At 70.8% G+C, this 26331-nt stretch carries 24 protein-coding genes, 1 tRNA gene and 1 pseudogene; 8 read left to right on the top strand and 18 right to left on the bottom strand.

All coding sequences use genetic code 11. From position 1 onward, the window contains the following. Positions 1-10 precede the first annotated feature (10 nt). Genes DFJ67_RS15595 through DFJ67_RS15580 form a run of 4 tightly spaced genes read right to left on the bottom strand, consistent with a single transcriptional unit; the run spans position 11 to position 3460 of the window. Positions 11-1213 carry an ABC transporter permease gene (locus DFJ67_RS15595; protein WP_116068553.1) on the bottom strand — a complete coding sequence of 401 codons (1203 nt, stop codon included), beginning with the start codon at positions 1211-1213 and terminating at the stop codon, positions 11-13. Beyond that, positions 1210-1866: an ABC transporter ATP-binding protein gene (locus DFJ67_RS15590; RefSeq protein ID WP_116068552.1), complete on the bottom strand. Its 657-nt coding sequence runs from the start codon at positions 1864-1866 to the stop codon at positions 1210-1212. The genes DFJ67_RS15595 and DFJ67_RS15590 overlap by 4 nt, the downstream gene beginning before the upstream one ends. Beyond that, positions 1863-2930: a peptidoglycan-binding protein gene (locus tag DFJ67_RS15585; RefSeq protein ID WP_239097330.1), complete on the bottom strand. Its 1068-nt coding sequence runs from the start codon at positions 2928-2930 to the stop codon at positions 1863-1865. Before DFJ67_RS15585 ends, DFJ67_RS15590 begins: the two co-directional genes overlap by 4 nt. Beyond that, positions 2927-3460 (bottom strand): hypothetical protein, encoded by a 534-nt coding sequence (locus DFJ67_RS15580; protein ID WP_116068551.1) that lies wholly within the window; start codon positions 3458-3460, stop codon positions 2927-2929. The genes DFJ67_RS15585 and DFJ67_RS15580 overlap by 4 nt, the downstream gene beginning before the upstream one ends. A gap of 134 nt (positions 3461-3594) precedes the next feature. Here DFJ67_RS15580 and DFJ67_RS15575 point away from each other — a divergent pair, with 134 nt between their 5' ends. Both DFJ67_RS15575 and DFJ67_RS15570 read left to right on the top strand, forming a co-directional pair. Then, positions 3595-4251, top strand: a complete 657-nt coding sequence (locus DFJ67_RS15575; protein ID WP_116068550.1) for a response regulator transcription factor — start codon at positions 3595-3597, stop codon at positions 4249-4251. After that, on the top strand, positions 4248-5444 hold the full coding sequence (locus tag DFJ67_RS15570) for a sensor histidine kinase (RefSeq protein WP_116068549.1): 1197 nt from the start codon (positions 4248-4250) through the stop codon (positions 5442-5444). Before DFJ67_RS15575 ends, DFJ67_RS15570 begins: the two co-directional genes overlap by 4 nt. On the opposite strand, the gene DFJ67_RS15565 is transcribed toward DFJ67_RS15570, so the two are convergent. The 5 genes from DFJ67_RS15565 to DFJ67_RS15545 form a co-directional block, all read right to left on the bottom strand. After that, complete coding sequence (locus tag DFJ67_RS15565; RefSeq protein WP_116068548.1) at positions 5441-6199, bottom strand: glucose 1-dehydrogenase; 759 nt, start codon at positions 6197-6199, stop codon at positions 5441-5443. The two genes, DFJ67_RS15570 and DFJ67_RS15565, sit on opposite strands and share 4 nt — an antisense overlap. Before the next feature lie 70 nt (positions 6200-6269). Beyond that, the gene (locus DFJ67_RS15560) at positions 6270-7103 is read right to left on the bottom strand and encodes a helix-turn-helix transcriptional regulator (RefSeq protein ID WP_116068547.1); all 834 of its coding nucleotides are present in this window, start codon (positions 7101-7103) and stop codon (positions 6270-6272) included. Positions 7104-7172: 69 nt separating this feature from the next. Continuing rightward, a tRNA-Met gene (locus DFJ67_RS15555) sits at positions 7173-7246 on the bottom strand. Between the two features lie 84 nt (positions 7247-7330). Continuing rightward, on the bottom strand, positions 7331-10324 hold the full coding sequence (locus DFJ67_RS15550) for a UPF0182 family membrane protein (RefSeq protein ID WP_203783853.1): 2994 nt from the start codon (positions 10322-10324) through the stop codon (positions 7331-7333). A gap of 59 nt (positions 10325-10383) precedes the next feature. Beyond that, a complete protein-coding gene (locus DFJ67_RS15545; RefSeq protein ID WP_203783851.1) occupies positions 10384-11397 on the bottom strand; it encodes a YlbL family protein in 1014 nt (337 codons plus the stop codon). Positions 11398-11500: 103 nt separating this feature from the next. On the opposite strand from DFJ67_RS15545, the gene DFJ67_RS15540 reads away from it, so the two are divergent. Further along, positions 11501-12787, top strand: coding sequence for a zinc-dependent metalloprotease (locus tag DFJ67_RS15540; RefSeq protein ID WP_116068544.1), 1287 nt, complete (start codon positions 11501-11503; stop codon positions 12785-12787). 50 nt (positions 12788-12837) lie between these two features. Here DFJ67_RS15540 and DFJ67_RS15535 read toward each other — a convergent pair whose 3' ends face one another. From DFJ67_RS15535 to DFJ67_RS42710, 3 genes are all read right to left on the bottom strand, one after another. Further along, entirely contained in the window at positions 12838-14166 is a 1329-nt protein-coding gene (locus DFJ67_RS15535; RefSeq protein WP_116068543.1) for an ABC1 kinase family protein, read from the bottom strand. A gap of 21 nt (positions 14167-14187) precedes the next feature. Then, positions 14188-15345, bottom strand: a complete 1158-nt coding sequence (locus DFJ67_RS42715) for a hypothetical protein (RefSeq protein WP_170215863.1) — start codon at positions 15343-15345, stop codon at positions 14188-14190. Positions 15346-15572: 227 nt separating this feature from the next. Continuing rightward, positions 15573-15740, bottom strand: a complete 168-nt coding sequence (locus tag DFJ67_RS42710) for a DUF5679 domain-containing protein (protein ID WP_170215861.1) — start codon at positions 15738-15740, stop codon at positions 15573-15575. A 516-nt stretch (positions 15741-16256) separates the two neighbouring features. Here DFJ67_RS42710 and DFJ67_RS15515 point away from each other — a divergent pair. Both DFJ67_RS15515 and DFJ67_RS43780 read left to right on the top strand, forming a co-directional pair. Beyond that, positions 16257-16787, top strand: coding sequence for a M48 metallopeptidase family protein (locus DFJ67_RS15515; protein ID WP_116068539.1), 531 nt, complete (start codon positions 16257-16259; stop codon positions 16785-16787). 21 nt (positions 16788-16808) lie between these two features. Continuing rightward, positions 16809-17012, top strand: a pseudogene (locus DFJ67_RS43780) (hypothetical protein); the annotation flags it as partial. Here DFJ67_RS43780 and DFJ67_RS42300 read toward each other — a convergent pair. Next, complete coding sequence (locus DFJ67_RS42300) at positions 16998-17237, bottom strand: hypothetical protein (protein ID WP_147315513.1); 240 nt, start codon at positions 17235-17237, stop codon at positions 16998-17000. The pseudogene DFJ67_RS43780 and the gene DFJ67_RS42300 overlap by 15 nt on opposite strands. Before the next feature lie 124 nt (positions 17238-17361). After that, positions 17362-19530 carry an ATP-dependent DNA helicase UvrD2 gene (locus tag DFJ67_RS15505; RefSeq protein ID WP_116068537.1) on the bottom strand — a complete coding sequence of 723 codons (2169 nt, stop codon included), beginning with the start codon at positions 19528-19530 and terminating at the stop codon, positions 17362-17364. A gap of 69 nt (positions 19531-19599) precedes the next feature. Here DFJ67_RS15505 and DFJ67_RS15500 point away from each other — a divergent pair, with 69 nt between their 5' ends. Then, positions 19600-19845 carry a mycoredoxin gene (locus tag DFJ67_RS15500; protein ID WP_116068536.1) on the top strand — a complete coding sequence of 82 codons (246 nt, stop codon included), beginning with the start codon at positions 19600-19602 and terminating at the stop codon, positions 19843-19845. A gap of 117 nt (positions 19846-19962) precedes the next feature. Here DFJ67_RS15500 and nudC read toward each other — a convergent pair whose 3' ends face one another. The 4 genes from nudC to DFJ67_RS42295 are packed head-to-tail and all read right to left on the bottom strand — an operon-like array spanning position 19963 to position 24423. Next, the gene (gene nudC, locus DFJ67_RS15495; protein WP_116068535.1) at positions 19963-20925 is read right to left on the bottom strand and encodes an NAD(+) diphosphatase; all 963 of its coding nucleotides are present in this window, start codon (positions 20923-20925) and stop codon (positions 19963-19965) included. Next, positions 20922-22241: a M16 family metallopeptidase gene (locus DFJ67_RS15490; RefSeq protein ID WP_116068534.1), complete on the bottom strand. Its 1320-nt coding sequence runs from the start codon at positions 22239-22241 to the stop codon at positions 20922-20924. The genes nudC and DFJ67_RS15490 overlap by 4 nt, the downstream gene beginning before the upstream one ends. After that, positions 22238-23545, bottom strand: coding sequence for a M16 family metallopeptidase (locus DFJ67_RS15485; RefSeq protein WP_116068533.1), 1308 nt, complete (start codon positions 23543-23545; stop codon positions 22238-22240). The genes DFJ67_RS15490 and DFJ67_RS15485 overlap by 4 nt, the downstream gene beginning before the upstream one ends. A 38-nt stretch (positions 23546-23583) precedes the next feature. Beyond that, positions 23584-24423 carry a hypothetical protein gene (locus DFJ67_RS42295; protein WP_147315512.1) on the bottom strand — a complete coding sequence of 280 codons (840 nt, stop codon included), beginning with the start codon at positions 24421-24423 and terminating at the stop codon, positions 23584-23586. Between the two features lie 35 nt (positions 24424-24458). On the opposite strand from DFJ67_RS42295, the gene DFJ67_RS15470 reads away from it, so the two are divergent. Together DFJ67_RS15470 and DFJ67_RS15465 are read left to right on the top strand one after the other, a co-directional pair. Continuing rightward, entirely contained in the window at positions 24459-24866 is a 408-nt protein-coding gene (locus DFJ67_RS15470) for a pilus assembly protein CpaE (protein ID WP_116076241.1), read from the top strand. 14 nt (positions 24867-24880) lie between these two features. Then, on the top strand, positions 24881-26071 hold the full coding sequence (locus tag DFJ67_RS15465; RefSeq protein ID WP_116068530.1) for a M20 metallopeptidase family protein: 1191 nt from the start codon (positions 24881-24883) through the stop codon (positions 26069-26071). Positions 26072-26331: the final 260 nt, after the last annotated feature.

Genomic DNA, 26331 nt, shown 5'->3' with positions numbered 1-26331 from the left:
GGTCTCAACCTCACGGAGCGGCCAGGGCCTCCGTCGGAGACAGTCGGGCCGCGCGGATGGCCGGGTAGAGGCCCGCGATGCCGCCGATCACGATCGTTGCCGCCAGGCCGCCGGCCGTGGCCCAGCCGGGCACCGTGGTCGGCCAGTGCTGGTAGTAGGCGTACCCCGTGGTCACGACGATTCCTAACAGGACACCGCCGATGCCACCCAGGGCCGACAGCAGCAGTGACTCGGCCAGGAACTGGGTGCGGATCTGGCCGCGGGTGGCGCCGAGCGAGCGGCGCAGGCCGATCTCGCCGCGGCGTTCGAGCACCGAGATCACCATCGTGTTGGCCACGCCCACGCCGCCGACCAGCAGCGCCACCGCGCCCAGGCCGAGGAGCAGGCCGGTGAACGCGGCGCCGGCCGCTCGTTGGGCGGTGAGCGCGTCGGAGGGGCGGGAAACGTCGACCTCGTTCGGCGCCTGTGGGTTGGCGGTCGGGCCGAGCACCGCGCGGACCGCTTCGACCTGGCTCTCGTCGGAGCGGGTGTAGACGGTGGTCGGGTGGCCGTCGAAGCCGAACAGGTCGGTCGCCACCGGCCAGCCCATGATGGCGGCGTCGTCCAACTCCTCGGCGAGCGCGACCGGTGCCAGGATGCCGACCACGACGAAGCGTTCGCCCCCGACCAGGATCTCGACCTCGGGGCCGGCGCGGGTGATGCCCAGCCGGCGGGCCGCGGCGTCGCCGAGCACGACCGCCGGATACCGGGCCGTCGCCTCGTTCAGCCACACTCCACTTCGGAACGTCGCGGACACCGTCTCCGGCAGGTCGAGCCGGGCGGCGAACGCGGACAGACCGTTGGTCTGTGCCGGCGGGATGCGGTCGGAGCGGTAGACGCTGGCGCCGCCGACGCTGCCGATCGCCGAGGTCGAGCGCACCGGGCCGATCCGTTCGATCATCGACTCGGCCGCCAGCGGCAGGCTGGCGTCCTCGCCGAAGATCGACTGCCCCGGCGTGACGGTCAGCAGGTTGGTGCCGAGGGCCGACAGCTGCCGGTCGAGATCGGCGCGCGACGACGCGGAGATGCCGACGACCGCGATCATGGCCGCGATGCCGATCGCGATGCCCAACGCCGAGAGCAGAGCCCGGGTCGGCCGGGTACGCAGACCCACCGCACCCACCCGCACGATGTCCCTCGGACGCAGCCGGGCCGGCGACAGGAGCGAGCTCATGCCGCCACCACCTCGCCGTCGCGCATCCGCACCTGGCGGGGCAGGCCGCCGGCGATCTCCCGGTCGTGGGTGATCACGACGACCGTGGTGCCGGACGCGTGGAGGTCGCGCAGTAGGGCCAGCACGCCCGCGCCGGAGGCGGAGTCGAGGTTGCCGGTCGGCTCGTCGGCGAGCAGCACCGGCGGTTCACCCACGACGGCCCGGGCGATCGCCACCCGCTGCCGCTCGCCGCCGGAAAGCTCGTGTGGCTCGTGGTCGAGCCGGTGCTCCAGGCCGACCCGCTCCAGGGCCTCGGCCGCGCGGCGCCGGCGGTCGGCGAGACCGACACCGGCGTACAACAGGCCGTCGGCGACGTTGTCCAGCGCGCTGACCCCGGGCGCCAGGTGGAACTGCTGGAAGACGAACCCGATGCGGCGGGCCCGCAGCGCGGAGAGTTGCCGGTCGGAGAGGCGAGACACGTCGTGCCCGTCGATCGTGACCTGCCCGGCGCTGGGCACGTCGAGCGTGCCGATCAGGTGCAGCATCGTCGACTTGCCCGAGCCCGACGGCCCGACGATCGCGATCAGCTCGCGCTCGCCGATGTCGAGGCTCACTCCGCGCAGCGCGGCCACCCCGCCCGGATAGACCTTCGAGACGTTGGCCAGCTCGATCATTTCGGCATCCCCACCGTCACGCCCTCGGTGACGCCGTCGCCGGCGACCTCTACCCGGCCGTTGGCGAACAGCCCGGTCTCGACCCGGGTGTAGCGGGTCGCACTCCCCTCGACGAGTTCGACGCCGTATCCGCCCTCGGCCAGCGCGACCAGCGCCGCCACCGGCACGGTGAGCACGTCGGCGTGCTGCGCGGCGGTGAACGTCACCTCGACCGCGGCGACGTCGAGCCCGGCGCCGGCCTTGGCGTCGGCCAGCGAGACCTGCGCCTCGATCTTCGTCTCCGGTGCGCCGTTGGGGTCGTCGCTGGCCTCGATGACCGTGTAGACCCGCTGCACCGTGCCGTCGACCCGCTTGCCGTCGGGCAGCTCGACCGACACCTTGGTGCCCTTCTTCGCCAGCCGCTGCTCGCCGATGTCGAGCTGCACGGTGATCACCCGGCTGGTGCCGGTGTAGGCGAGCACCTCCTGGCCCGGGCCGACCCCGCCACCCAGCGTCGCCGTGACGCTGTCGATCCGGATCGGGCCCGGCGCGAAGAGCACCCGGCCCAGCTCCACCCGCCCGGTCTCGGTGACACCGAGGTCGTCCTGCCAGTCGCGGACGGCGTCGGCCGTGGCCGAGGTGAACTCGTCGTCGACGGTGAAGCCGGTGTGGCCCAGCGCGCGCAGGTTGGTCTCGAGCTGCTTGACGTCGGCGCCCTCGTCGCCCGGGCCGAGCGCCCGATAGGCTGGCAGCTTGCCATACATCAGCACGACCGGCTGATTGTCCACTTTGTAGACTGCGTGGCCGCGCTGGAACACCGATCCGGCGTACGGCAGGGTGGTGACCGTGCCGCCCGACCGCGCGGCGAGCTTCGTGGTGTCGCCGTAGCCCAACGTTCCGTCGACGCTCTCGGTGTCGTCGAGGGTCTGCCGGGTCACCGTCGTCGTCGCGGGCGGCAGTTCGGCGGCGGTCGCGCCGTCGCCGTCGGAGCCGAACCCGAAGCCGATGGTGGCCGCCGCGGCGGCGCCGACCGCCAGCACGGTGACCGCACCACCGGCCAGTTTCGCACCTCGTCGCGCTGTCACTTGGAGTCCGGCCTTTCCATCAGCGCGTCGCATTTCTTCTGCGCCGCCGCGAAGTCGGGATCGTTGGCGATGGCCTCGTTGATCCGGATGCCGCCCTTGTCCGGATCCGGGTCCGGGAAGGCCTCGACGCCGTTGTCCCGCATGCACTTCGCGTGGGCGAGCATGCTTTCCAGCGCCTTCGGATCCGGCTTGCCACCCGGCCCGCCGGACGGGGCGTATTGCTTGCACTTCTCCTGCGCCGCCTCGACGTTGTCACCCCGGCGGGCGTTGATCCGCTGGCTGATCCGGCCACCGTCGATCTCCGGATCGGGCATGTCGATCCCCTGCTCCCGCATGCACTGCGCGAACTTCAGCGCCCGCTCCCCCTCGTCCGCGGGGGCCGCCGCGCCGCTGCTCGCCGACGCGGTGGGCGTCCCGCCGAGCGAGGCGACCCCGTTGCCGTCGCCGCCATCGTCACCGCCGCAGCCGGACAGGGCCAGGAGCAAGGCGATCGGGATCACGGCGTACGCCAGGCGTTGCCTTCGTTTCATGACTTCTCCCGCTTGCGGGCTGGTCGCGCGGATGCGACCGGCTGTGGCGGCAGAGTCAACGCCGCGGCCTGTTTCGCCCGCGCTTCCGGATTCGCTAACAGCGAAGAAACAGGTTGACCGGCCACCATGTGTCGATGCGGATCCTCGTGGTCGAAGACGAACGGCTGCTCGCCGAGGCGATCGCCGAGTGGCTGCGCGACGAGGCGCATGCCGTCGACATCGCCCTCGACGGCGACGCGGCGCTGGAACGGCTCGCGGTCAACGACTACGACGTCGTGGTGCTCGACCGCGACCTGCCGAAGGTGCACGGCGACGACGTGTGCCGGGCCATGGTCGGCTCCGACACGACCGCCCGGATCCTGATGCTGACCGCGTCGGCCGAGATCGGCGACCGCGTCGCCGGCCTGTCCCTGGGCGCCGACGACTACCTGCCCAAGCCGTTCGCCTTCGTCGAACTCGCGGCCCGCGTGCAGGCCCTCGGCCGGCGTGCCCGCCCGGCGACCCCGCCGGTGCTGCGCCGGGCCGGCATCCTGCTCGATGCCGCCCGCCGGCAGGTGTTCCGTGACGACCGTTACGTACCCCTGTCCAAAAAGGAATTCGGTGTGTTGACCGAGTTGCTGCGGGCCGACGGTGCCGTGGTCAGCGCCGAGCAGTTGCTGGAGAAGGTCTGGGACGAGAACGCCGACCCGTTCACGTCGGCGGTGCGGCTCACGGTGCTCAAGCTGCGCCGCAAGCTCGGCGACCCGCCGATCATCGAGACGCTCGCCGGAGAGGGGTACCGCATCTCATGAAGCGCTTCCGGCCGACCCTGCGGGCCAGGCTGACCCTGGTCTACGGCGGCCTGTTCCTGCTCGGCGGCCTGGTCGTGCTCGGCGTGACCCACCTGCTGGTCGAGCAGCAGGTGTCCACCCGCAGCGGGGTGATGGTCAGCCAGCGGATCGGCTCCCCGCCCGGCACCGACGCGGTGTTCTTCCAGACCAGCGACGGCGACCCGATTCCCGCCGCCGACATGCCGCAGTTCATGGCGCAGCAGCAGGCGAAGGTCCGCAGCGACGCACTGACGTCGCAGCTCACCCAGGGCGGCATCGCGCTGGGTGTGGTCGGCAGCGCGGCGATCGCCCTGGGCTGGCTGATCGCCGGCCGGGTCCTGGCGCCACTGCACCGGGTCACCGACACCGCCCGTCGCATCGCCAGCGCCCGCGGCGCCGACCTGAGCCTGCACGAGCGGATCGCCCTGCGCGGCGGTGATCACGACGTCAAAGAACTCGCCGACACCTTCGACACGATGGTCGAGCGCCTGGACCGGTCGTTCGAGAGCCAACGCCGGTTCGTGGCCAACGCGTCGCACGAGCTGCGTACCCCGCTGACCCTCAACCGCGCACTGGTCGAGGTGGCGATGAACCGCCGCACGGCGTCACCCGACGTGATGCAGTTGGGCGAGACCCTGCTGGAGATCAACCACCGGCAGGAGCGCCTGATCAACGGGCTGTTGCTGCTGGCCCGCTCGGAAAGCGAGATCGGCGACCGGCACGAGATCGACCTGGCCGACATCGTCACCCACGTGGTGGCCCAGGCGGCGTCGGAGGCGCAGGCGGCAGCAGTGACCCTGAGCGCGGCGGCCGGCCCGGCCCTGACCACCGGCGACCCGGTGCTGCTCGAACGATTGGCGCAGAACCTGGTCGAGAACGCGCTGCGGCACAACGTGCGCGGTGGTTACGCCCGGGTCACGAGCCGACACCTGCCCGAGGGCGGCGTCTCGCTTGAGGTGGCGAACACCGGTGCGGTCATTCCGGCGTACGACATCCCGGGGCTCTTCGAACCTTTCCGCCGCTTGGACGACGACCGCTTGGTCACCGCGAAGGGCGCGGGCCTCGGCCTGTCGATCGTGCGCTCGGTGGCCCGCGCCCACGGCGGCGAGGCGGTGGCCCGACCCAACCCCGGCGGCGGCCTGATCGTGACGGTGACCCTGCCATCGGCCGGCTAGCCTGCCGCGACCAGGCCGCCGTCGATGATCAGATCCTGGCCGTTGACGTAGGCCGCCTCGTCCGACGCCAGAAACACCACCGTTCCGGCGACATCTTCGGCGGTTCCGAACCGGCCCGCGACCACCTGGGCGAGCACACCCGCGTGCTGGTCGACGGGGATCTCCGCGTCGAACATCGGGGTCGCGATGTAGCCGGGGCTCACCGAATTGACCCGGATCCCCCACGGGCCCCACTCCGCCGCGAGCGTGTGGGCCAGGTTGTGCGCCGCGGCCTTCGTCGCCGAATACACGGCGGCACCGGCCAGTCCACGGTGGAGGGCCCACGACGCGTTGATCACGACCGCTGCCGCCGGCGCGACCCGCAGCAGCGGCAGCGCCTTCTGGATCGTGAAGAACACGCCCTTGAGGTTGATGTTCACCGTGCGGTCGAAGTCGGCCTCGGACACTTCGGCGGTCGGGACGAAAGAGGCGGTGCCCGCGTTGGCGAAGAGCGCGTCCAGGCGGCCGTGGCGCTCGCGGACCGCGTCCATCAGCGCGTCGAGCTCGGCGAGGTCGGCCACGTCGCCGCGGACGGCGAGGACCCGGTTGCCGCCGTCCAGCGTCTCGACCGCGGCGTCGAGGCGGGCCTTGTCGCGTCCGGTGACGACCACCTCCGCGCCCTCGGCGAGGAAACGCGCCGCGGTGGCGAGCCCTATGCCGCTGGTACCTCCGGTGATCAGCGCGACCCGGCCGGCGAATCGGGAGAAGTTCTGCATGGCTCTCAGAGTCGGGTCGCGCGGGCGACGCGACCAGTGCGCACCGATCCTGGGCGTGGCACCACCAGGCTCAGCGGGTGTGCAGCCGCTCCGCCGTTCCCGTGCCCGGCCGCGGGTTGGACAGCTCGAGAATCCAGGCCGGATGGTCGACGACGGCCAGGCTCGTCGTGTCGAAGAACAGCTCGCCGGCCTCGGGATGCCGCACCGCCTTGACCATCTGGCCCGGCACCTGCACGTCGTGCCGGGCCCACAGCTCCGCGAACTCGGGGCTCACGGCGTTGAGCTCGTCGACGACCCGGCGGTATTCCGGATCGTCCGGCGCGTGCGCCACGTCGGCCCGGAACGCGGCCACGACCGCCGGCGCCACTGCCGCCCAGTGCAGGTGGGCGTCGCGGTGGCGGGCGCTGGTGAAGAACGTCACCAGGCAGTTGTGGTCCTCCGGCCCGTACCCGTAGATCGCCGCTGCCGCGTCGTTGACGGCGAGCAGGTTCCAGTGCCGGTCGCGAAGCACCGCCGGTCGTGGCGACCACCCGTCGAGCAGTTGCCGCAGCTCGGGCGTGACCGCCGCGCCACGGTCGGCGCGCAGGTCGGCGCACGGCGGCCGCAGGCCGGCCAGCGCGTAGAGGTGGGCCCGCTCGGCCGTGCTGAGCCGCAGCGCTTTGCCGACGGCGTCGACCACCTCGGCGGAGACGTTGATGTCGCGACCCTGCTCGAGCCACGTGTACCAGGACACCCCGACCGCTGCCAGCACCGCGACCTCTTCCCGCCGCAGGCCAGGGGTGCGGCGCCGGCCCGCGGTCACGAGCCCGACGTCGGCGGGTGCGAGCCGCGCCCGCCGGATGCGCAGGAAGTCGCTGAGCTGTGCGCGGCGGTGCCGGGCCGCCGCGGACGTTTCGCTTGTCACGATCAACCGTAGCTGGTCACTGTGCAAGAACGGCCCCTCAGAGGATCTCTGAGGGGCCGTTCCTACTCGTAGCGGGGACAGGATTTGAACCTGCGACCTCTGGGTTATGAGCCCAGCGAGCTACCGAGCTGCTCCACCCCGCGTCGGCTTCTAAACACTAGCGCACCGTGTGGCTGGGTGCCAAAACGGGGACCCGCGTGGCGCGGGCCCCCGTGTTGACCTGCTGCTCAGCCCGGTTGTGGCGTCGCCGTGGGTGATGGCGCCGTGGGCGTCGGGGTGGCTGACGGTGTCGTGGCCACCGGGCGGTTGTTTGCCGCCCGCTGGGCCGCCAGGAACGCCTCGTTGGCCGCGTCGAGGTCGGTCAGGGCCTTGCCCCAGCGGGTGAAGTCACCCGACTCCTGGGCGGCCTTGACCTCGTCGATCGCGTCAGCGACGCGTTGGGCCGCCGCCGACAGCTCCGGTGACACCGTCGCCGGTGGTGGGGCGCCGGTCGCGGGCGGTGGGTTGGGCTGTTGCGGTGACTGTGGTGGCTGGCCGGTCAGGGCTCTTTGCGCGTCACCCTTGGCCACCAGATCCTTGATGCCCTGCTGGAGGCTGGTCGCCAGCACCGCGTTGGAGCCGTCGCCGTAGGAGAGCAACACGCGTTGCAACAAGGGGTAGGCGTTCTGGTCGTTGCTCTTCACGTAGACCGGCTCGACGTAGAGCATGCCGCTGTCGAACGGCAACGACAGCAGGTTTCCGTATTGGACCGTGGCCTTGCCGTCGGCCGCCAGCACGGATAGCTGCCCGCGGACGTCGGTGGCGTTCGTCATCTGTTGATGGACCTGGACCGGGCCGGAGACGACGGACTGGTCCGGTAGCTCCAGGGCCTCGAGCCTGGGCTTTCCGTCGACATAGGACCCGGAGATGATCGCGGCCAGGTTCTGCCGGCCGCGCGGGGTGACCGCCGACGTGAGCTGGAACCGGGGCGCGTCCTGGCCCGGGAGCTGGGTCATCAGGTAGTAGGGCGGCTGCTTCTGCCCACGGTCCGGTGCGTCCGGCGCGTTGGGCACCTCCCAGTAGTCCTGACCCGAGAAGAACTCGTTGGGCTCGGTCACGTGGTAGCGGGCCATCAGGTCGCGCTGCACCTTGAACAGGTCGGCCGGGTAGCGCAGGTGGTCGCTGAGCTCCTGCGGGATCTCGGCCTTGGGGATGATCAGGTTGCCGCCGAACGCCTTGTTCCACGCCTTGAGGACGGGGTCCTGGTCGTCGAACTCGTAGAGCTTGACCGTGCCGTCATAGGCGTCGACGGTCGCCTTCACCGAGTTGCGGATGTAGTTGATCTCTTCTCTGGCCTGCGCCACCGTGCCCGTGCCGGTCAGCTCGTCGGTCGTCGCCGACTGGAGGTTGATCCGCTCGGAGTTGGGGTAGGTCGCCGCGGTCGTGTAGCCGTCGACGATCCAGACCACCCGGCCGCCGACCACGGCCGGGTAGGGGTCGCCGTCGAGCTTGAGGAACGGCGCCACCTTGGCGACCCGGTCACGCGGGTTGCGCACGTAGAGCAGCTTCGAGTTGTCGTTGACCGCCTCGGAGAGCAGGAAGTTGGTCTCCTGCATCTTCACCGCGTAGAGCAGCCGCCGGGGGAAGGACCCGATCGAAACACCACCGGTGCCGTCGTACGTGTAGTACTGCTCGGCGTTGCCGGTCGGGCGGTCGAACTCGGCGTTGCTGCCCGCGCCCCGGGAGCCGACGACGGCGTAGTCGCCGTCGCGCATCTGCTCGCCGTAGTAGATGCGTGGCTGGCTGGTCTTGATCTCCTCGGTCGGCGACTGGCAACCGTCGCTGCCCTCGTCGCCGAGGAAGCCGGAGACGAAGTAGGGCTGCTCGTTGCAGACCCGGTTGGCGGGCGCGGCGACCACGCCGTATCCATGTGTGTAAATGGTGTGTCGGTTGAGCCAGTTGCTCTGCTGCGCGGTCAGGTTGGCGTAGTTGATCTCGCGGACGCCGACCACGTAGTCCTGTGTGTTGTTGTCGATCTTGTAGCGGTCGATGTCGAGCTTGTCGCCGAAGTTGTAGAAGCCGCGGGCCTGCTGGAGCTGGGTGTAGGTCTCGGACAGCAGTTGCGGGTCGAGCAGCCGGATGTTGGGCACGATCGAGGTGTCGGTGGCCAGGCTCGCGGGCGGTGGCTGACTGCTGCCCGCGTAGGGCTCTATGTCGACCTTGTCGATCCCGTACGCCGCGGTGGTCGCCTCGATGCTGTTCTTGATGAACGGCCGCTCCTTGTCGAGCGTGCTCGGGTTGACCTGGAAGCTCTGCACGGCCGACGGGTAGATGCCGCCGATCGCGACCGCGGAGATGAGCAGCAGGGCCAGCGAGACGCCCGGCCAGACCAGGTTCCGGATGAACGCGTTGGAGAACAGGATGATCGCGATCGCGACGACGATCGAGATGTAGCCCAGGATCTCCTTGGCCGGCAGCAACGCGTTGACGTCGGTGTAGCCGGCGCCGTAGACCTTCGCGCCCTCGTTGTAGGACAGCAGCAGCGCCCGCTTGTCGAGCACGTAGGCGAGCGCCTTGAAGAGCACGAAGACGGCGACCAGCGTGGTCAGGTGGGCGCGGGCCGCGTTGGTGATGCGGTCGCCGCCGCCCTGGAGGCGCACGCCGCCGAAGACGTAGTGCACCGCGAGCGAGCCGAGCACCGCGAGCACGACGGCGGTGAAACCAACACCGAGCAGATAACGGAAGAAGGGGTACTGGAAGACGTAGAACCCGATGTCGATGTTGAAGATCGGGTCCTTGACGTTGAACGGCTGGGCGTTGCGGAAAAGCATCCAGGTGTCCCAGCGGCCCTGCGCGGATAGCCCGGCGAAGAGACCGACGACGACCGACACGATGGCGAACCAGGTGCCGATCCGCGGGGTCAGCGCCACCCGGTAGCGGTCGAGGGTCTGCTGCTCCGAGGAGTGCGGGCGCAGCAGCGGCCGGAGCCGGTAGGCGAGGTAGAGGTTGCCACCGATCACGATCGCCATGGCCGCGCCGACCACGAGGAACAACAGCAGGCGTGTGGTCAGGACGGTGGTGAAGACCTTCGTGTAGTGCAGCTCGTCGAACCACAGCCAGTCGGTCCACGCGTTGACACCCCACCCCAGCAAGGTGAACAACACGAAGACGCCGACCAGCACGCCGACCGTCACGCGGCCACGGCGGCTCATTCTCGGCAGGGGACTGCTACGCATGACCACGGTTGGCTCCGCAACGCTTGGTGGACCAGCTCAGGGGGCGACGTTCAGACTACGGTGCATCAGCATTTGGGCGGCTGGCCGCCGGTCTTCAGGGTGTTGAGGGCGGCCAGCGCGTCGTCGACGGTGGCCACCTTGTAGAGCGGCAGGCCGTCGACCGCGTTGTCACTGGCTTCCTTGCAGTTGTCGGCGGGCACCAGGAACGCCACCGCGCCGGCGTCTTTGGCGCCGACCAGCTTCTGCGGGATGCCGCCGATCGGGCCGACGTTGCCCTGGTCGTCGATCGTGCCGGTGCCCGCGATGATCTTGCCGCCGGTGAGGTCGTCGGCGCCGAGCTTGTCGATGATGCCGAGGGTGAACATCAGGCCGGCGCTCGGACCGCCGATGTCTTCGAGGTCGAACTTGAGGTCGAACGGGTGCGGCTGCTTCTGCGCGATCTCGACGCCGATCCGGGCCTGACCGTCGACCGCCTTGGTGGTGAGCGTGGCCTCCGCCGGCTGCCCGTTGCGGGTGTAGCCGATGGTGAAGGTGCTGCCGGCCGGCTTGGCCTTGATCGCGTCGGTGAGCTCCGGCGCCGCCGTGATCGCCTTGCCGTCGACCTTGGTGATCACGTCACCGGCCTTGAGCACCGACTCGGCGGCACCGCCCGCGGTCACCGAGCTGACCGTGACCTGGATCGGGTAGCCGAGCTTGGTCAGCGCCACCGTCTCCGCGCTGGTCTGCGACGCCTGGAAGTCTTCGGCGTTCTGCTGCTCGACCTGCTTCTCGGTCTGGTCCGGCGGGTAGATCAACTCTTTCGGGACGACCGCTTCCTTGTCGGAGAACCAGCCGGCGATCGCGGGCAGCAGTTTGGTCTCCGACGCCACCGACACCGTGGTCAGCCGAAGCTGCCCCGCAGAGGAGTAACTCTGCGTGCCGGTGATCTGGATGACCTCTTTGTCGGCCTCTTTGCCAAGGGTGTTGACGGTGGGGCCGGGGCTGAGCACGACGTACGGAACCGGGGCGGAAAGCACCCCGAAGCTCAGCAGCACCGTGATCACGGCACCGAGCAGAACCGTCACGCCACGACTTTTCATGGCGGGAAGCGTACCGACCGTCCCTGAATGGTGTTCCCCCAGTTCTCCCTGGGCTTAAGGCTGCGGTACGGTCGCCCGCGCTCGACGCGCGTACCGTTGAGGTGTGCCTGATATTCCGTTTGGCTTCGCGCTCCCAGGCGGCCAGCCGCCGGACCCCAATGATCCGCAGCAGATGCAGCAGTTCATGGCGCAACTGCAGCAGCTACTCGCGGCGCCGGGCTCCGGCCCGGTCAACTGGGACCTGGCGCGCCAGGTAGCCGCCGCACAGCTTTCCCAAGCCGGCGACCCCGCGGTCTCGCCGTTCGAGCGAAACGCCGTGGAAGAGGTGCTGCGCCTGGCTGACCTCTGGCTCGAGCAGGCAGTGGCGCTGCCCTCGGGCGTCAAGACCGCCGTCGCCTGGAACCGCAACGAGTGGATCTACCGGACCCTCGACGTCTGGCAGAAGCTCTGCAACCCGGTCGCCGGCCGCATGGTCAACGCCATGGGCGACCTGGTGCCCGAGGAGGCCCGCGCCCAACTCGGGCCGATGCAGTCGATGGTCACCACGCTGGGCGGTGCCCTGTTCGGCGGCCAGCTCGGTCAGGCCCTCGGCTCGCTCGCCGCGGAGGTCCTTTCCGCGGGCGACATCGGCCTCCCGCTCGGGCCGGCCGGCACGGGCGCCCTGATCCCCGCCAACATCCGCGAGTTCGCCTCGGGGCTGGAGCTGCCGGAAGACGAGGTGCGGCTCTACGTCGCGCTTCGCGAGGCCGCGCACCAGCGCCTGTTCGAGCACGTGCCGTGGCTGCGCGGGCACATCATCAACGCGGTCGAGACCTACGCCAACGGCATCACGGTCAACCGTGAGGCGATCGAAGAGGCGATGGGCCGCATCGACCCGACCAACCCCGAGTCGATGCAGGAAATGGCCATGGAGGGCATCTTCACGCCGGAGGACACTCCGGCGCAGAAGGCGTCCCTGGCCCGGCTGGAGACCATGCTCGCGCTGGTCGAGGGCTGGGTCGGCCACGTGGTCGACGTCGCGGTCGGCGACCGGCTGCCCAACGTCGTGCGGCTGGCCGAGGCGTTCCGTCGCCGGCGTGCCGCCGGTGGGCCGGCCGAGCAGACGTTCGCGGCACTGGTGGGGCTCGAGCTGCGGCCGCGCCGGCTGCGTGAGGCTGCCGCGCTGTGGGCGGCGGTCACCGAGCACCGGGGCATCCAGGGGCGTGACGGGCTCTGGGAGCACCCCGACCTGCTGCCCTCGGGCGACGACTTCGCCGACCCGGAGGCGTTCGCGCGCTCGCAGTTCGACAACGGCGGGCTGGGCGACTTCGACGACCTCGGCGACATCGACTTCGGCGACGAGAGCCCGAAGGAAGAGAACCCGTCGAAACCCGACGAAGAAGACTATTAAACGTTTTTACTGTTGTGGGGCGTGCCGCTTGGGCGCGCCCCACAATCGTTTTAGCCCACCGGGGCGAAGCCGGGCAGCCAGGTTTCGATGATGCCGCGGTAGGGGGCCTTCGCTTCCAACTGGCACAGGACGCCGATCGAGCCGAGCGTCACGCGGTGGATCAGCAGGTAGGACGGCGGGAGGTTGAGCTGGCGGCTCAACTGGAACGCCGGTGACTTCGGGCTGGCCAGTCGGGCGGCCTCGGCGCGCAGCCAGGCCCGCGTGAACTGAAACTCCTCCTGCGCGATCGGGTCGAGCATCGGCAGCACGAACTTGAGCACCGACTCGGCGTCGATCTCCTGCTCGAGGCGCAGGAAGCCCTCGTCCCGCAGGCCGTCGACCACGCCCTGGGCGTCACCGTCGAGCGCCAGGCGGCTCAGGCGGCCCACCGGCTCGGGGAGACCTTCCGGGAGGCGGGCAACGGCGCCGAAGTCGACGACGCCCAGGCGGCCGTCGGGCATCATGCGGAAGTTGCCGGGGTGCGGGTCGGCGTGCAGCATCCGGGCCCGTGCGGGCGCCGAGAAGTGCAGGGTCGCCATCCGCGCGCCGGCCAGGTCGCGTTCTTCCTGGGTGCCGGCTGCGATGATCTTCGAGAGGGGCTTGCCCTCGATCCACTCGGTGACCAGGACCCGTGGGGCCTGGGCGACGACCTTGGGGACGAGGATTTCTTCGTCGCCCGCGTAGGCTGCCGCGAAAGCCCGCTGTGCCTTGGCCTCCAGCTCGTAGTCGAGCTCTTCGGAGATCCGCGCTCGCAGCTCGACCAGCAGCGGCTTGATGTCGAGGCCGGGTTGGATCGCCTTGAACATCGAGCCCAGGCGGGAGAGCTGCTTCAGGTCGGAGAGCAGGGCATCGCCGGCGCCGGGGTATTGGATCTTCACCGCGACCGGTCGGCCACCCTTGGCGCGGCCCTTCCAGACCGCCCGGTGGACCTGCCCGATGCTCGCCGCGGCGGCGGGTGTGTCGTCGAACTCGAGGAAGCGACTGCGCCACTCGGGGCCGAGCTGGTCGGCGAGCACGCGGTGCACGCTGGCAGCGGGGAGCGGCGGTGCCGCCTCCTGGAGCTTGGTCAGGGCCTGCCGGTAGGGCGCGGCCATCTCGTCGGGCAGCGCGGCCTCGAAGACGGACAGGGCCTGACCGAACTTCATCGCACCGCCCTTGAGCTGCCCTAACACGCTGAAGACCTGCTCGGCGGTGCGCTGCTGCAACTCGGCGGAGATGGCATCGGACGCCATGCCGGTCATCCGCTTGCCGAACCCCAACATGGCCCGGCCCGCGAAGCCGAGAGGTAGGGAGGCGAGCTTGGCAGTCCGGGTTACAGCCTGGCGCGGGATGTCGCTCACCAGATCATTGTGACCGACAGATTACGGACTCCCAAGATCGTGACGGCTAGAACCGCAGGAACATCGCGGATGCGGCGGCCAGTAGCGCCACCGCAGCTCACCAGGTGAGACCAGTTCCACAGCCGCGCCGGCCGTCCTGGGCCTCCCGCCGTCGAGGTGGGCGAGCACCTCGGCGACCGCGAAAGCGGTGGCCGCCATGATCGTGACCAGGTCGCACGCCTCCGCCGGCGGCGCGGTGGCGAGGCCCGCGGCGATCTCCGGCCAGGCCGGGTCGCGGTCGATCCGGTGCCGGTCGAGACAGGCCAGGCACGGCGAGCCGCCGGCTGCGACGAACGGACCGATCACGGGGGTGCCGTCGCGGATGTCGACCACCAGGACGGCCTGCCCGCGACGGCGCAGCGCGGTGGTGGCGAGGTTGACCGGTTGGTCGGCACCGACCCGAACGATGAGCTGTGGCTTGCCTTTCCCGGCACGAACGCCGGGCGGCGCCGCGGTGACGGCGGTGCCGGAACCGGCTCGTGCCGTCATCGAGGTGGGGCTTCCTGCACGCGACGCCGGCGTCGCCGAGCCTGACCGGGCGGCGCTGGTGCGGGCGCGGCGGAGGGCCGCCGCCACGGCGGCCGAGCGGGGCCGGCCGACGGCGGCGGGGTCGAGGCCGAGGACGGTTTCCTCGGGCCGGACCTCGCCGGGCAGGTCGGCCCGGACGTGCCCGACGCCGGAGCCAGCCAGCGCGACAGCGATGGGCGCCGCCAGCCGGCCGCGACCCACGACGGCGACCCGGGCCTCGGCCCGGCCACGCATGATCTGGTCCGGCGTGCGATTGGCCACACCTGGTAGCCGGCGGCGGGCGCAGCGCAGCGCCAGCGCCGCCGTCTCCGCCCTCAGGTCGGGCGGGCAGGCCAGGGAGTGGGCGGCGACGAGCAGCCCATGCGCGTGCAGGGTGGTCAGCAGGGCGCGGACGTCACCCGATCGGGCACCACGCCGCACGGCCCGGCTCAGCAACTGCTGCTCGGTCAGCGTGCCGTCGAGCAGGTCGACCACCCCGGCCACGCGCTCGTCGGCCAGGTCGACCACCACGGCGTGCCTGGGGTCGACGCCGAACTGGAGCGTGCGCGGCCCCCGGCGGATGCGGGCGAGGCCCGGTAGGAGCGTTGGCCGGAGCAACCCGATCGTCGTCACGACGTAACAGAATGTCACCGTCACCTGCTGCCGACCGACTCGTTGTCCACAGGTGGCGGGTCATGTAGACGGGGTTATCCACAGCTTCTGGGAAGTTATCCACAACCGGGCGGTAACGTGACCGCCCGATCTTCATGACACTGCGTATCCGTTTCGGGACGCGGGAAGGGGCGGCCAGCGTTTCGGCCGCCCCTTCCCGCGAACAAACTTCGTGCAACGCGCGGTCGTCAGACCTTCGCCTTGCCGAGGATCCGGTTGACAGTGGTGCCACACACCGGGCACTTGCCCTTGGCCATGTTCATACCGGTCTTCGACACCTCGACGGTCCCGGTGAAATCGCGCTTTTCCTTGCACTTAACGCAGTACCCGTTGTAGGTCTGGGCCTTGTCGGCCACGATGCCCTCCTAGTCTTGTTCGCCGGTTTCGCCCCGGCGAATGCCCGGGCGCGGCACAAGAGCACCGGCGTCGGGGCTTTCTCCGCGGTCACACGTGTGACCGCCGGTCCGCGGACCCTACCCACTAGCGGGCGGTTCCATGTCAGGAACCCGATCATCACCAGCGACGGGGCCCCGCTGGTAGTGCGATGCGACACCTGACTGCCGACGAGTGTGCATGTCGGACTCGGCCTGATTAGTCAGATTCGCTCAGGACACGCCGACCAAAGCGCTCCTGCGAGCTGGATCACGCCGTTTACCGCCCATCCGGGCGCGGCATCCCTTAACGTTTGGCGTAGGGTCCCTCGGGGCGCAGCGGACCCACGGTTACCGCGGTCGGCGCGAAAATTTTTCCGGACGACCCGCCGTCAACCGGCACTTTCCCGGCGTGACCGTGTGTGTTGGCCCTTGCGGCGGCATGGCACCTACCGGTTAGCGTGCCTTCGTGACTGAAACCCGGGGCTCCGGGGTGCGGTAATGGCCGCCACGCGGAAGCCGGTCGTCGAAGTGCGGCGCTCCCAGCGCCGGCGCCGCACGGTGTCCGCTTACCGCGACGGTGAGCGCGTGGTCGTTCTCATACCCGACCAGTTCTCGCGGGCCGAAGAGACCGAGTGGGTTGACAAGATGCTCGCCCGTCTCGCTGCTCGCGAACACCGCCTCAGTCGCAGCGACGCCGAGCTCCAGGCCAGGTCGCAGCGCCTGATCGCGCAATACCTGGCTGAGTTCGCCCGCACGGCCCAACCGGCCAGCGTCCGGTGGGTCACCAACCAGAACGGCCGCTGGGGCTCCTGCACGCCGGCTGACCGGTCCATTCGCATCTCCCACCGGATCCAGGAGATGCCCGACTGGGTGATCGACTACGTGCTGCTCCACGAACTCGCCCACCTCGTCGTCCCCAGCCACAACGCCCGTTTCTGGGCCCTCGTGGGTCGCTACTCCAAGACCGAACGCGCCCGCGGCTACCTAGAGGGCGTGGCGGCAACCGCCGGCGTAGTCCTTGCCGACTGACCCCGGCCTAACCTGGTCACCGTGACCCGTCGTGTGATCGTCGTCCTGCTCACCCAGGTAACCTGGGCACCCCCCGGCATCGAGATCGACAAGTGGCGCCACGCCCTGGCCGAAGACGTAGTAGACCTCCTGGCGACCTTGAACGAGGTAGACCCGGCAATCGCCGCAACCCAGGAAGACCGCCCGTTGGCCGACGCAGTCGCCTGGCCCTCAATGCAGATCTACGACGCCGCGGACATCCATGCCGCCCTTGACCTGAATGCCCTTGACCGTGGACACATTGGTCCCCTTGAACGCGACGGCAGTGGGCACCAGGAGCAGCTCGGCCTGAGCCTGGGCCTGATATGCCGGCGCGGTCGGAGCCTGGGCGTGCGCGTGGAAGCGGGCAGCTTCCACCGGGCTCAGGGCAGCGCTCAGCGACCACGGTCGGGTCGTGTTGATGCTTGCCACCGGGGCCACCTCCTTCTGCTCTCGTCTCGCGGCCGGAATAAATCTGCCTAACCAGGGTTGAGCAGCCGCTCGTCCCTGATGTGCTCTGAGGCTATGCCTCCCCTTCAGGGGAGGGCAAACGGTTTTACGGGTCATTCGCCGAAGTTTTTTCTGGCTCAAGATCATCAACCGCCGCGCCCGCCACGAGGGCCAGCGCCGCGTCGCCGTAGAGGCCGAGCTTGCGCGGCCCGATCCCAGCGATGGCGATCAGGTCGGCGCGCTGCGCCGGCTTGCGCTCGGCGATCGCCACCAGCGTCGCGTCAGTGAAGACCACGTATGCCGGAACCCGCTGACCTGCGGAAACGCGTGCCCGCCAGGCTTGTAGCCGCCCCAGCAGCTCTTCGTCCAAATCGGACGGACAGGTCGCGCACCGGCCGAGTTTGCGATCGGAGCCGCCCAGTAACGTCGCACCGCAGATCCGGCAGGAGACGATCCGCGGCGGCCGGCTGTCGGGTTTGCGACTGTGTGGCGACAACGCGACGGACCCGCCACCGCCCCCGGACCGGCCGTCGAACTGGGGCAGGAACCGGCACGGCCGCCGCGGCCGCCCACCCGGCGAACGCGAGATCGCGTAGGACAGCCAGAGCCACTCCCGGGCCCGGGTCACCCCGACGTAGAGCAGCCGCCGCTCCTCCTCGACCTGCTCGGGCGTCTTGGCGTAGGTGGTCGGCAGCGTGCCGTCGGAGAGCCCGACCACGAACACCGCGTCCCACTCGAGCCCCTTGGCCGAGTGCAGCGACGCCAGCGTCACGCCCTCGACGGTCGGCGCGTGCTGCGCCGCCGCCCGCCGGTGCAACTCGTCGACGAAGTCGGCCAGCGACGGCGACCGCGACGACACCGCGCCCTCGCCGAGCGGCAGCAGCACGGGCGTCACGGCGAAATCCTCGGCGAGCTGCACCAGCGCAGCCAGCGCTTCCCAACGCTCCCGCGTGGCACCGCCCGGCGGCCGCTGCGACGGTGCCCAGCCGACCGCTTCCAGGGCGTCGACCACGGCCGGCACCAACGGCGACGCCGAGTCGACGCCGCGGGTGGCCGAACGCAGCGCCACGACCGCCTGCCGGATCTCGGGCCGCTCGAAGAACCGCTCGGCGCCCTGGACGACATAGGGCACCTCGGCCTCGGCCAGCGCCTTCTCATAGGTCTCGGACTGCGCATTGGTGCGGAACAGCACCGCGATCTGCCGCGCCGGCGTGCCGGTCGCGATGAGCTGCTGGCAGCGCGCCGCCACGGCGGCGGCCTCGCCCGGCTCGTCCTGGAAGATCCGCAGCTCCGGCTCGGCGCCCGGCGGTCGCTGACCGACCAACTCGAGCCGCAGCCGCGCCTCGGCGCCCCGGGCCTGCCGGATCACCGCGTTGGCCAGCCCGACCACCTGCGGCGTCGACCGGTAGTCGCGCACCAGCCGAACCACGACCGCGGACCGCCGGACCCGCGGGAAGTCGATCAGATAGCTGGAGGTCGCACCGGTGAAGGAGTAGATCGTCTGGGACGCGTCACCGACCACGGTCAGGTCGTCGCGCCCGCCGAGCCAGGCGTCCAGCAACCGCTGCTGAAGCGGGTTGACGTCTTGGTATTCGTCGACCACGAAGTGCCGGTATTGCGCCCGGACCTGCTCGGCAACGTCTGAGTGCTCCTCGATCCCCCACACCGCGGCCCGCAGCAGGTCTTCGAAGTCGATCACCCCGTTGCTGCGCTTGAGCTGCTCGTAGGCGGCGAACACCTCGGCCACCTTGGCCGCCTCGAACGGGGTGTCGCGGGTCGCCTTGGCCGCCGCCACGAGGTATTCGCCCGGCTCCACCAGCGACGACTTGGCCCACTCGATCTCGCCGGCCAGGTCGCGCGCCCCGGTGCGGTCGGTGCGCACACCCACCTTCGCCGCCGCGAGCCCGACCAGGCGCGCCTTGCTGGCGACCAACTCGGGCATCTCCCGCCCGGCCAGCAGCCGCGGCGCGAAGTAGCGCACCTGCCGCATCGCCGCCGCGTGGAACGTGCGCGCCTGCACCCCCGCGACCCCGAGGGCCGCGAGCCGGGCCCGCATCTCGGCCGCCGCCCGCGCCGTGAACGTCACCGCGAGCACGTGTCGCCCGGCGGTCTCACCGCGCAACGCCCGATGCGCGATCCGGTGGGTGATCGCCCTGGTCTTGCCCGTGCCGGCGCCGGCGAGGATGCAGACCGGCCCGGCCGGCGCGGTCACGGCGGTGCGCTGCTCGGGGTCGAGGCCCGCCAGGACCTGTTCCGCCGGAGAGTCAACCGCCACAGTCAGGAATCATGACAGCCCGGTCCGACGTTTAACCGATCGGAGACCCCTACCCCCGGAGGAACCTCGATGTTGACCATGTACTCCACCTCGTGGTGCGGCTACTGCCACCGGCTCAAGTCCCAGCTCGACCGCGAGGGCATCGCCTACGAGGTGGTCGACATCGAGCGTGACCCGGCCGCGGCCGACTTCGTGATGAGCGTCAACGGCGGCAACCAGACCGTCCCCACGCTGCGCTTCGACGACGGCAGCGCGCTCACCAACCCGTCGATCACCCAGGTCAAGAAGCACCTTTCCGCCCTCGAAGCGGCATAACAAGCTGATTTACGCGCGACCGTCGGGCGCGCGACCGTTCGCTCCCGCGCGCAAATGGTCAGGGGCCCACAAACCGGGCCCCTGACCAAGCCGGGTCCGCGGCCCAGGAGGCCTAGATCACAAAGCCAACCAGCTTGTGATCAGGAAGTGGGCGATGGATACCTCCATCGGCAGGCCGACCATGGCCGGCTCGCCGGGCGTACCCACATCGATCCCTTCGCCCGTCAACACCGCCTGGATCTCGCCGCGGGTGAACCACCGGGCCTCGGTGATCTCGACCGCGTCGACCTTCAGCGGCTGGGCCGGGTCGGCCACCGCCGAATAGCCGAGCATCAGCGATCCCGGGAACGGCCACGCCTGGCTGGCGACGTAGTCGATCCGGTCGAGCGCGATGCCGACCTCCTCCAGCACCTCGCGGGTGACCGCGGCCTCCGCCGACTCCCCCGGCTCGACATAGCCGGCCAGGCAGGAGAACCGCCGATGCCCGGGCTGCTTGGGCCAGGTCGCGTTGTTGCCGAGCAGGCACCGGCCCTCGGGGCCGGCGACGCCGTCGGTCACCAGCACGATCATCGCCGGATCGGTCCGCGGCCAGGTCTGGTTGCCGGCCGCGTCGACCCGCGACCAACCTGCCTCGCCGACGGTGGTGAGCTGGCCCGACTGCGGCGAATAGGGGCTGCGGGCGTGCCAGTTGAGCAGCGCCAGCGCCGTGGTGAGCAGGCCGGCGTCGCGGTCGTCGAGTTGGTGCCCGACGTCGCGCAGGTTGGCCGGGCGGGTGCCGGGCACCGGCGGCAGCGGCCCATCCAGAGCGAACACCGCGACCCCGTCGGGCTCGATGCCGAGGAACACGGCCGACGACTGGTCGGCGTCGGAGGTGGCAGACAGCACGAGCTGCAACACCGCACCGACCGCGGCGTCGGCCGCGTCACCGGTGACCAGGTCGCGGAACAGCGCGGTGCCGGCCGACGAGTCGACCCGCAGCAGCCGGGCCGCCGGCCAGGCCGACGCGAGCCAGTCCGGATCCGACCGCCGGTGCCCCGCCCGGTCGAGCGTGGAACGGGCGAGGGGCGGCGCGATCGTCATTCCAGTTCCACCTCACGCAGCGCCGCGACCGGCGCCTCGATCTTTTCGGCATCGCCGAGGATCACGGTCACCGCGCCCGACGGTGCGAGGTATTTCGCCGCCGCGGCGGCCACCTCGTCGCGGGTCACGCTCGCGAGCTGCTCGCTGTAGCTGGACAGGAAGTCCAACCGCAGACCGAACCCGGCGTACGTGCTGGCCAGGCTGGCCAGCCCGGCCTGCGTCGACATGCCGAGCTTGAGCGTGCCCAGCACGTACTGCCGCGCCTGTTCGAGCTCTTCCTCGCCGGGCGGCAGGGTCGCCAGCCGGCCCAGCTCGTAGAGCGTCTCCAGGAGCGCCGGACCGGTCACCTCCGTGGCCACCTCGGCCGAGGCCAGGACGACCGAACCGGCGGCGGAGTGGTCGACCACGGAGTGCGGGCCGTAGGTGTAGCCCTTGTCCTCGCGGATGTTCTCCACCCAGCGCGACGAGAAGTAGCCACCGAAGACCAGGTTGGCGAGCTGAAGCGCCGCGTGGTCGGGGTGGGTCCGGGGCACGCCCGGCAGCGCGATCCGCAGCGACGACTGCACCGAGCCGGGCCGGTCGACCAGCAGCACGGGGCCGGCCTCGGGGCCGGGCGCGGTCGGCAGCGTCACGTCCTTGCCGCCACCGTTCCACGAACCGAGCACGGCCTCGGCGGTGTCCAGCGCCCGCTTCGGCTGGAAGTCGCCGACCAGCACCAGCGTCGCGCCGGCCGGGTGCACCCGCTCGGCGTGCAACGCCCGGAGCTGCGCCGGGCGCACCGCGCGCACCTGCTCGGGCTCCGGCGTCTGCACCGCGTAGGGATGCCGGCCGTAGAGCCGCCGCAGCAGCGCCTCGCGGGCCAGGTGAGAAGGCTGGCTCTTGGCGACCTGGATGTTGTCGACCAACCGGTCGCGCTCGGTGGACACCTCGTCGCTCGGGTAGGCCGCGCCGTCGAGCACCTCGCCCAGGATCTCCAGGATCCGGGTGAGCCCCGCGGCCAGGCTGTTGCCGCTGATCATCAGCCGGTCGGGGTCGACCGACGCGCTCAGCCCGCCGCCGACCATCTGGAGCTCGGCCGCGATGTCGACGGTGGACAGTTGCTCGGTGCCGGAGAACAGGGTCTGCGAGAGCATCGCGCCGCGGGCCAGGTTGGCCCGCGCGAACGGGACCCGCAGCCGCACCTCGACCAGCGGCACCGCCGGGCGGCGGATGGCGATCACGGTGAGGCCGTTGGTGAGCTGCCGCTCCGCTTCGGTGGGCAGTTTGATGGGTGCGGCCGGCAACAGGGCCGGCAACGGCCGCTTCGTCTGGGTCACTGTCCGCCTCCGGGGATGACCTCGACCGACGCCCGGCGCTGCGGGGTCAGGGCGGCCGCGGCCGCGCGGATCTGTTCGGGCGTTACCTCGCCGATCAGGCGCGGCAGGTCGTTGATCAGCTCGGGTGCGCCGCGCTGCTCTTCCAGGACCGCGATGCGCAGCGCCCGGCCGAGCACCGCGTCGGTGTCGCGGAGCAGGTGGGTCGCCATCCGGGCCTGCACCCGGCCCAGCTCGCCGGTCGTGATGCCGTCGCCGGCCAACCGCTCGAGTTCCTCGTCGGCGGCGCGCAGCACCTTGTCGACGTCGCCGCCCGGCGGCAGGTGGTATTGCAGCAGCGCCGCGGTCGGGTTGCGCACCTCGAACGGCTCGCCCATGAAGCCCAGGTAGCCGCCGATGCTGGTGACCGTGCGGTCGCGCAGCACCAGGCGCTCGACCAGCCGCGACGCGTCGCCGTCGGTGAGCACCTCGGCGAGCACCACGTAGGGCAGGTAGGCGTCGAAGTCGTCGATCGGGTCCGGCACCCGCCAGGCGGAGGCGATGGCGGGCAGGGGCGCCAAGCGATCGGCGTACGACTCGCGTCGCTCGCTCGTCAGGTCTGGCTCGTCGAAGTCGGGGCGGACCGGTGCCGGCCGCGCCGGCACGTCGCCGAAGTGCCGCTTGATCATCTCGGTGGCCTCGGCGACGTCGAGGTCACCGGCGACCGAGAGCACGGCGTTGCCGCAGGCGTAGTAGCGCTCGAAGAACTCGGCCGCGTCGGCGACCGTGGCGCTCTCCAGGTCTTCGAACGACCCGTAGCCATCGTGCGCGTTGGCGAACGTGTCGAACATGACCGGCGGCAGCTTCAGCCAGGGGAAGCCGCCGTAGGGCCGGTTGAGCACGTTGACCCGGATCTCTTCCTTGACCACGTCGACCTGGTTGCGCAGGTTTTCCTCGGTCAGCCGGGGACCGCGCATGCGGTCGGCCTCGAGGAACAGCGCCCGCTCCAGCGCGCCGGACGGCAGCGCCTCGAAGTAGTCGGTGTAGTCGAGGTGGGTCGAGCCGTTGAAGGTGCCGCCCGCGCCCTGGACATGCCGGAAATGCTCGAGCTTCTCGAGGTTTTCCGAGCCCTGGAACATCAGGTGCTCGAAGAGGTGCGCGAAACCGGTGCGCCCCTCCGGCTCGCTGCGGATGCCGACGTCATAGACGACCGCGACACCGACCACGGGTGCGCTGCGGTCAGGCGCCAGCACCACCCGCAAGCCGTTGTCGAGCGTGAACCGCTCGACCGGATATTTCGTCGCCGGGATCTTTATTCTGCGGGCCACAGGGCCGAGGTTAGCGCGCCGCGGGCCGAGCGTGACCGTCAGACCACCCGCATTCCGGCCAGCGCGTCGGTGGCCACCCAGTCCCACTGGGTATGGGTGCCCGGAATCGAGACGTAGAGCACCGCCGCGCTCGGCTTGCCGACATCGATGCAGGCCAGCGCCACGAGCTCGCTGGTCGCGCGCAGGCCGGGCGTGTGGAAGTGCAGCCGGAACACAGTGACCCAGGCTGGACGTCCACCCAGGACGGTGCGCTCGTCGCGGAGCAGCTCCTGCTCGTTGGGCTGCGGGTAGTAGTGCGCCCGCGCGTCGGCGGCCACCTGCCGGCCGACGCATTCCAGGTCGAAGGTGAACGCGTCGTTGACCGCTGCCGGCACCGCGCCGGAAAGCACCGACGCGTGATAGTCGCTGACCCCGTCGTAGAGGTGCTCGGTGATGAAATGCTGACCGACCTTGTAGGGAACCCGCAGCTCACCGGCGTTCCACACGGCGTTCCAGGACTCCCACGGCGCGCCGTAGGAGGGGTAGGAGATGCCGGTGGCCTCGTCGACCGTCCGCGGCCCGGTCGGGGCCGGCGCGGGCTGGCTGGGCGCGACCGGGGCGCCCGAGACATCCGGTGGTGGCGGGCAGGCGCGGGCCAGCGGCGGGCGCGCGTCGGCGGGCGCGTGCGGCTGGCCGGAGAGCAGGCCGGGGCCTTCGCCTCTGGGGTGCACGGCGATCACCACGACCAGGCCGGTCAGCGCGATCAGCGTCGCCGCGCCGGCGAACCACCAGATCGGGCCGCGCCCCCGTCTCTCTGGGGGTGCCGGGGGCGGCAGGTCCGGCGGCGGCGGGCCGAGCCGGGTCACTGCCCCCGCGGGGAAGCGTTCGGCATTCGGCATGCACCTAGTGAAGCACCCGGGGCACCATGGAGGGCGTGCTGTCCGTGCCGCTCGCCATCCGCCTGCACGATGCCGGCCTGCGCTGGAAGCCGGCGCCCGGCGACCACTTCGCCATCCCCGACCGCGACCTCGACGACGAGGTGTTCGTGCTCAGCAACATGGTCATCGCGGTGTATGAGCAGCCTGACGGCCCGGTGATCGGCTTCAACGGCACGACCGAGTGGGCGATGGACGACATCGAGCAGAGCGAGGCGATCTGGCTGCCCCGCGAAGACCAACTCCGCGAACTGCTCGGCGCCACGTTCCACATGCTGGAACGCAGCCAGATGGAATTTCGCGTGGAGATCACCGCCGCCGGCCGCCGGCTCAGTGTCGAGGGCGGCACCGCCGAGGAAGCCTACGGCGCGGCGCTGCTGGAGCTGATCAGGCTGGGCGTCGACTGAGAGGGAGCCACTCGATGAACTTCCGGGAGTCCGCAGCGAAGATCAGCGACGACCTGGTCGCCCTGCGCCGGTCGCTGCACCGCGAGCCCGAGCTGGGCCTGCACCTACCAAAGACGCAGGCGGCGGTGCTCTCCGCGCTGGCCGGCCTGCCGTTGGAGATCACCACGGGCCGCTCGCTGAGCTCGGTGGTGGCGGTGCTGCGCGGTGGCCGACCCGGTCCCTCGGTGCTGCTCCGGGGTGACATGGACGCCCTGCCGGTGACCGAGCAGACCGGTCTGGACTTCTCGTCGACGATCCCGGGCGTGATGCACGCCTGCGGCCACGACCTGCACACCGCGATCCTGGTCGGCGCGGCCCGACTGCTCAGCGCCGTCCGCGACAACCTGGCCGGCGACGTGATCTTCATGTTCCAGCCGGGCGAGGAGGGCCCCGGCGGCGCCCAGCCCATGCTCGCCGAAGGAGTGCTGTCGGCGGCCGGTGACCCGCCCGTCGCGGCGTACTGCCTGCATGTCTCGGCGGTCTTCCCCCACGGGATGTTCTTCGGCCGGCGGGGCGTGTTCGGCGCCGCACACGACACCTGCAAGGTCCGGGTACGCGGCAAGGGCGGCCACGGCTCGACCCCGTTCCGGGCCCGCGACCCGATCCCGGCCGCCTGCGAGATGGTGCTGGCGCTGCAGACGATGGTGACCCGCGGTTTCGACGTGTTCGACCCGGTCGTGCTGACCGTCGGCCGGTTCCACGCCGGCACGGTCGACAACGTCATCCCGGCGACCGCCGAGTTCGCCGCCTCACTGCGGTCGTTCTCCAACCCGGCCCGGGAGAAGCTCATCCGGCGTACGACCGAAGTGGTCGAAGGCATCGCCGCCGCACAGGGTCTTGAGGTCGACGTCGAACTCGAACGCGGCTACCCGGCAGTGGTCAACGACGCCGGCGAGGCCGATTTCGCGGCCGCGACGGCGGCCGAGGTCTTCGGCGACCAGCGCTACCAGTGGCTGGAAAACCCGAAGACCGGCTCGGAAGACATGTCGTTCGTCCTGGAGAAGGTCCCCGGCGCCTACCTCAACCTGGGCGCCTGCCCACCCGACCTGGACCCGATGACCGCGGCGACCAACCACTCGCCCGACGCCCTCTTCGACGACGCGGTAATCGCCGACGGCAGCGCCTTCTTCGCCGAGATGGCCTCCCGGCGCCTCGCTCGAGGCTAGGCCGTCCCCGGCGGCTCGAGCGGACCTGAACCTTCCCGGCGGCTCGCGCCGGGCGAGGCCCGTCGCCGGCGGCCCGCCCGGGGCCTGAACCTTCCCGGCGCCTTCACCCCGGGCAAGGCCCGTCGCCGGCGGCCCGCCCGGGGCCTGAACCTTCCCGGCGCCTTCACCCCGGGCAAGGCCCGTCGCCGGCGGCCCGCCCGGGGCCTGAACCTTCCCGGCGCCTTCACCCCGGGCAAGGCCCGTCGCCGGCGGCCCGCCCG

It is taken from the genome of Asanoa ferruginea, from assembly GCF_003387075.1.
GTDB classification, from domain to species: domain Bacteria; phylum Actinomycetota; class Actinomycetes; order Mycobacteriales; family Micromonosporaceae; genus Asanoa; species Asanoa ferruginea.
The sequence above is the reverse complement of the archived record's forward strand: the minus strand, read 5'-3'. Positions and strand labels throughout refer to the sequence as shown.